At 74.3% G+C, this 5625-nt stretch carries 3 protein-coding genes and 2 pseudogenes; 4 read left to right on the forward strand and 1 reads right to left on the reverse strand.

Annotated elements, in window-relative coordinates:
- Positions 1-246, reverse strand: a pseudogene (locus AB0J52_RS24710) (hypothetical protein); the annotation flags it as partial.
- Positions 247-1774: 1528 nt separating this feature from the next.
- Between AB0J52_RS24710 and AB0J52_RS24715 the strand changes: the two are divergent.
- From AB0J52_RS24715 to AB0J52_RS24730, 4 genes and pseudogenes are all read left to right on the forward strand, one after another.
- Positions 1775-3385 (forward strand): hypothetical protein, encoded by a 1611-nt coding sequence (locus AB0J52_RS24715; RefSeq protein WP_500184532.1) that lies wholly within the window; start codon positions 1775-1777, stop codon positions 3383-3385.
- Between the two features lie 11 nt (positions 3386-3396).
- Positions 3397-3861, forward strand: coding sequence for a nucleoside-diphosphate kinase (gene ndk, locus AB0J52_RS24720; RefSeq protein WP_500184536.1), 465 nt, complete (start codon positions 3397-3399; stop codon positions 3859-3861).
- A gap of 507 nt (positions 3862-4368) precedes the next feature.
- Entirely contained in the window at positions 4369-5403 is a 1035-nt protein-coding gene (locus tag AB0J52_RS24725) for a rod shape-determining protein (protein ID WP_500184534.1), read from the forward strand.
- Positions 5404-5435: 32 nt separating this feature from the next.
- Positions 5436-5625: pseudogene (locus tag AB0J52_RS24730) on the forward strand (rod shape-determining protein MreC); the annotation flags it as partial.

Raw genomic sequence — 5625 nt, forward strand, 5'->3', positions numbered from 1 at the left:
CTCGCCGCCCAGCGCGCCCTCCGAGCCGCGCAGCGCGCCCCTCGATCCGCCCGGCGCGTCCCTCCGGCCGCGCGGCGAGCCTTCCCGGCCGCCTGGCGCGCCCTCCCAGCCGCCTAGTGCGCCTGTCGATGCCAGCGAGCCGCCGCCCGCCGTCCCGCCGCTCAGAAGCGAGCTGGTCTGGCCCGACGCGTCAGCGCCGATCAGGCCGGCGGCCACCGAACCCGTCCGCCCGGACGGCCCGACCATGAAGCTCCCGCCCGAGTTCTCGCACCCCAGTGACCCGGAAACGCCTGCCCCGCCGCGGGGCCGTCACCGCCACCCGGAATTCCCGGAACCCGCACCGCCGCAGCACGATCCCGCGCGGACGACCAGCCCGAGCCCGGCCATGCCGAACCGGGAGGCGTACCGGCAGCCTGACGCCCCTCGTCCGGCCTTCGGAGCAGAGCACCCGTTCACCGGCGCATTCGAGGGCGATGTGTCCGAGTCGGCCGGACCTGCGGCCGACAACCTCCTCCCTCCCGAGACCTCAGCACCCTTCAGATCGCCCCAGGCCCCCGCCCCGGATTGGCCGGAGCCTGCCGGCCCGACGCGCAGGGACGTGCTGCGTGCCGCCGACCCGCAGCCCATGACGGCCTCGAACGGTGAGCCTCCTCGGCCCAACGCCCCACAGGCCGCCGAGCCGCCGTTCCGTGAAACTCCGCTGGCACAGCCGCAGAGCGTTGTCCCGCCGCGTGAGGAGATCCTCACCGGCTCGCCGGAGCTGTTCGGTCAGCCGAACCGCGAGCCTCACTGCCCGACCGAGTCGAACGCGGATGTCCTGCAGCGCAACGGCTCGCCCGCGGAAGCCTTCGGCCCGCCAGACGGTGGGACCCGCCGATCAACGACGCCGGGTGCGGATGTCCCGCTGGCAAACGGCGCGCTCCCGGAGCTCGGGCCGCGACTTGGTGAGGTTCGCCGGAAAGACGTGCCGGACGCGGACGTGCCGTCGCGAAGCGGCGCGGCCTCGGAGGACTTCGGTCCGCCGAGCGGTGAGGTTCGCCGAGCGGACAGTCCGGGCGCACATGTTTCGCCGTCGAGCAGTGGGCTCTCGGAGGTCTTCGGTCCGCTGGACGGTGAGCTGCGCCGCCCGGCCGAGCCGGGCGCGGATGTGCCGCTGGCAAACGGCGCTCCTTCGGAGTTCCGGCCGCGGGATGGCGAGGTTCGCCGGGCGGACGTGCCGGACGCGGACGTGCCGTCGCGAAGCGGCGCGCCCTTGGAGGACTTCGGTCCGCCGGACGGTGAGATTCGCCGGGCGGACGATCCAGGCGCACATGTTTCGCCGTCAAGCAGCGCGCTCTCGGAGGTCTTGGGGCCGCGGGACGGTGAGCTGCGCCGCCCGGCTGAGCCGGACGCGGATGCCCTGTCGCGGAGCGCTTCGCCCTCGGAGGTCGTTGGGCCGCCAGGGGGGGAGGCCCGCCGCGCGGACGTGGCGGGTGCGGAGGTGCCGTCGCGGGGCGGCTCGCCCTTGGCGGACTTTTGGCCGTCTGGGGGAGAGGTTCGTCGAGGGGACGAGGCGGGGGTGGATGTCTCGTCGGGAAGCGGCTTGCGGCAGGAAGACGAGACGGCCGCGAGTTCGCAGGAGTCCGCGGACGACGGGCGGTCCCTGGACATGGGGCGCGATCGTGCGGGTGGTCAGGGGGAGACGCGGACGCATCCGGGTGGCCTGGCGCGGGGTGACGGCGCTCGGGTGCGGGTTCCGGAGCCCACGCGGCCGCCGGAGGGCGGGGACGTCCGTGTGGGCGGAGCGGACGGCGTCCGGGAGGCGCGGGCCGTCGGCGGATCGCGGGACGAGGCGGACGGAGGCGGTCCGCTGGAGTGGGCCGAGTTGGCCCGTCCGGTGGCGTGGGCGAAGACCGACCCCAAAGCGCCGCCGCCGTCGCGGGCGCGGGAGGTGGCCGCGACGCTGGGTGTGGTCGCCGTGATCGTCGCGGCCGTTCCGGCGGCGGTGCTCGTGCTGCCGGACACCTCCGCCAACGTGGTCGACCAGGCGGCGCGTTCGCTCGGGCTGGACTCGGATGGCGTCGCCGGGTTGCTCCGCGCCACGGGGCTGAGCGTTCCGGTGCTGCTGGGCGCGGTGCCGGTCGGCGCGGTCGCGGCGCGGCGGTTCGGGGCGCGGTGGGTGCTGGCCCTGGGCGTCGCGCTGCTGGTGGCGGGGTTGCTCGCCGTCATCCGCGTCGACTCGGTCCCGCTCGCCGGGGGCGTCCGCGCCGTGCAGGGGTTGGGGGCGGGCCTGATCCTGCCCGCCACGCTCGTCCTCGCGTGGGAGCGCGGCGGACGCCTCGCCGCCTCGCTCTGGTCGGGCGCGCTCGTCGCGTCCCTGATCGGTGCGATGCCGCTCGCCCTGGCCCGCGTCCCGCTGCCGAACGGCGGGCCCGGCGCGGAGCAGGTCGCCGACTGGCGCGCGGCGCTCGCGCCGTTCCCGTGGTGCGCCGCCGCGCTCGTGGTCGTCCTGCCGTTCTGCCTGGTCATGCGCGGGCGACGCGGACGGCTTCCGGCCCTGCGACACACTGAGCGCGGCCAGCTCGCCCTGCCGCTGGCCCCGGCCGTGGGGTTCGCGTTCATCGCGGTCGTGACGACCTTCGGCTGGTCCCCGGGCGGACGGCTCGTCCTCGCCGTGCTGGCGCTGCTCGGCCTGGCCGGGCTGGCGTTCGTCGGCAGCCGGGACGCGACGGCGGGCAGCCCGCTCGGCGCGGCCGTCGTCCTGGTCACCACCGGACTGCTCACCTATCCGGTCGCCGCGCCGCTCGCCGGGATCGCCGCGGTCGCCGCCCGCAACGGCGACGGCGCGTCCTACCGCACCTACCTGCCGTTCGCCGCCGGGGCCGCGGCCGCGCTGGCCGCGACCGTGATCGCCGCCCGGCTCCCGCGCGACACCGCGCGCGTCGCGGTGCTCGCCGGGCACGCGCTGATCGTCTTCGCGACGCTGCCGGCGCTCTTCGCCGCCGCCGCGCACGTCCCGGACGCCGCGCACCTCCCGGCCGTCGCGACCGTCTCGATGACCGCGCTCGGCGCGGGCGCGGGGCTCGCGCTCGCCGTGTCCCTGCGCTTCGCGGGCGTCGCCGCCGCGCTGTTCGGGCTCGCGCTGTGCTTCCCCGCCGTCCTCACCGGCCAGCTCGTGGTGCTGTCGCTGCAGGCGGGATGGCTGGAGCCCGCGCCGACGACCGCCGAGGCCCAGCTCGCCGCGCTGGCCGACGGCTACCGGGCCTGGCTCGGCGCGGCGGCGGTCCTCACCGTCCTGCTGGCCGTCGTCGGACGGGCCGCCGCGCCCGGCCGCGGGGGGCCGCGCGCCGCCCGCCGGGAACCTGAGCAGAGCGAGCGCCTCGGTACAGTTAGCACTGGGCGGTGAGCACTGGCGTTATGCCCGGCGCGGCCGCGCCACTGACGATCCCGTTTTCCCTGAGGAGAAACTCCGTGTCCGAGCGCACTCTTGTCCTGGTCAAGCCCGACGGCGTCCGCCGCGGCGTGGTGGGCGAGGTCATCTCGCGGATCGAGCGCAAGGGCCTGAAGCTCGTGGCGCTGGAGCTCAAGCACCTCGCGCGCGAGACCGCCGAGGCGCACTACGAGGAGCACAGCGAGAAGCCGTTCTTCGGCGACCTGGTCGACTTCATCACCGGCGGCCCGCTGGTCGCGATGGTCGTCGAGGGCCCGCGCGCCATCGAGGCGTTCCGCGCCCTGGCCGGCGCCACCGACCCGGTCTCGGCCGCGCCCGGCACCATCCGCGGCGACTTCGCCCTGGAGATCGGCGAGAACATCGTGCACGGCTCCGACTCGACCTACTCGGCCGACCGCGAGATCAAGCTGTTCTTCCCCGAGCTGGGCTGACCTCCTCCCCGCCCCGGGTCGGTCTCCTTCCCGGCCTTGGCCGACCTCTTCACCGAGCCGAGCCGAGGCGAGCCAGGCTGACCGGCCCGAGCGGAACGCCGGCCTCCGGGCACGTCGCGCACCGACCGCCGACACGCCCACCTGTGCCCCGGCGCGCCCCGCGCGCCGGGGCACAGCCGCATCCACCCGAGGCGCAGCCGCATCGACTCAGGACGCGGTCCCATCCAAGTGGGGCGTCGTTCGCTTGCGGCCTCGTCCGCAGGTCGCGACGGGCGGGGAAGCGCCCATGCCGAGCGAGGCGGGCGGCGTTTCGGGCGGACGGGACGCGGGTAGACACGCGGGTCCGAATGATTCGGACGCGCAGGTGTTTTTCGCGTAACGTGCCTGGTCACGGTGCGGAAATGGGCGTCGGCCCACCGGAGGGGCGACCGCCCGGCGCTGCGTGGGCACGTTACGATGGGTGCGCCGCTCTGCACGCCCGACAAGCATGAAGGGCTCCCTTTCTTCATGGGTAACAAGCTGTCGTTCCTTGGCCGTGACATGGCGGTCGATCTTGGCACCGCCAACACGCTGGTGTACGTGCGAGGGCGCGGCATCGTGCTGAACGAGCCGTCCGTGGTGGCGATCAACACCAACACGGGCAAGATCGTCGCGGTCGGCATCGAGGCCAAGCGGATGATCGGCCGCACCCCGGGCAACATCGTCGCGGTCCGCCCGCTCAAGGACGGCGTCATCGCCGACTTCGACGTCACCGAGCGCATGCTGCGCTACTTCATCCAGAAGGTGCACAAGCGGCGGCACTTCGCCAAGCCGCGCATCGTGGTGGCGGTGCCGTCCGGGATCACCGGGGTGGAGCAGCGCGCGGTCAAGGAGGCCGGCTACCAGGCCGGGGCCCGCCGCGTGTACATCATCGAGGAGCCCATGGCCGCCGCGATCGGCGCCGGGCTGCCCGTCTACGAGCCCACCGGCAACATGGTCGTCGACATCGGGGGCGGCACCACCGAGGTCGCCATCATCTCCCTCGGCGGCATCGTGACCAGCCAGTCCGTCCGCGTCGGCGGGGACGAGCTCGACCAGGCCATCATCAGCTTCTCCAAGAAGGAGTACTCGCTGATGCTCGGCGAGCGCACCGCCGAGGAGATCAAGATGGCGATCGGCTCGGCCTACCCCGGCCCGGACGAGGAGCCGAACGCCGAGATCCGCGGCCGCGACCTGGTGTCCGGGCTGCCGAAGACGGTGGTGATCTCCTCCGAGGAGGTGCGCCGCGCGATCGAGGAGCCGGTCAACGCGATCGTGGACGCGGTGAAGACCACGCTCGACAAGTGCCCGCCCGAGCTGTCCGGCGACATCATGGACCGCGGCATCGCCCTCACCGGCGGCGGCGCGCTGCTCAAGCACCTGGACGAGCGGATCCGGGAGGAGACCGGGATGCCGATCCACCTGGTGGACAATCCGCTCGACTCGGTCGTACTGGGCACCGGCAAGACCGTCGAGGACTTCGACTCGCTGCGCCAGGTGCTGGTACCGGAGTCGCGGCACTGATCTCCTAGGACGATGGGACGGGAGGTCCGCGGGTGAACGACACCCGACGCAGCCGCACGGTGCTGGGGGCGCTGCTGGTGGTGGCGCTCATCATGATCACGGTCGACTACCGCGGCGGTGACTCCTCACCGCTGCGCGCCCTGCGCGGTCTGGGCGAGGCGGTCTTCGGCCCGGTCGAGCGCACCTCGGCCGCCGTGGTGCGGCCGGTGGGCAACGCCGTCG

The sequence above is a fragment of the Spirillospora sp. NPDC049652 genome (assembly GCF_040675125.1).
GTDB lineage: Bacteria > Actinomycetota > Actinomycetes > Streptosporangiales > Streptosporangiaceae > Spirillospora.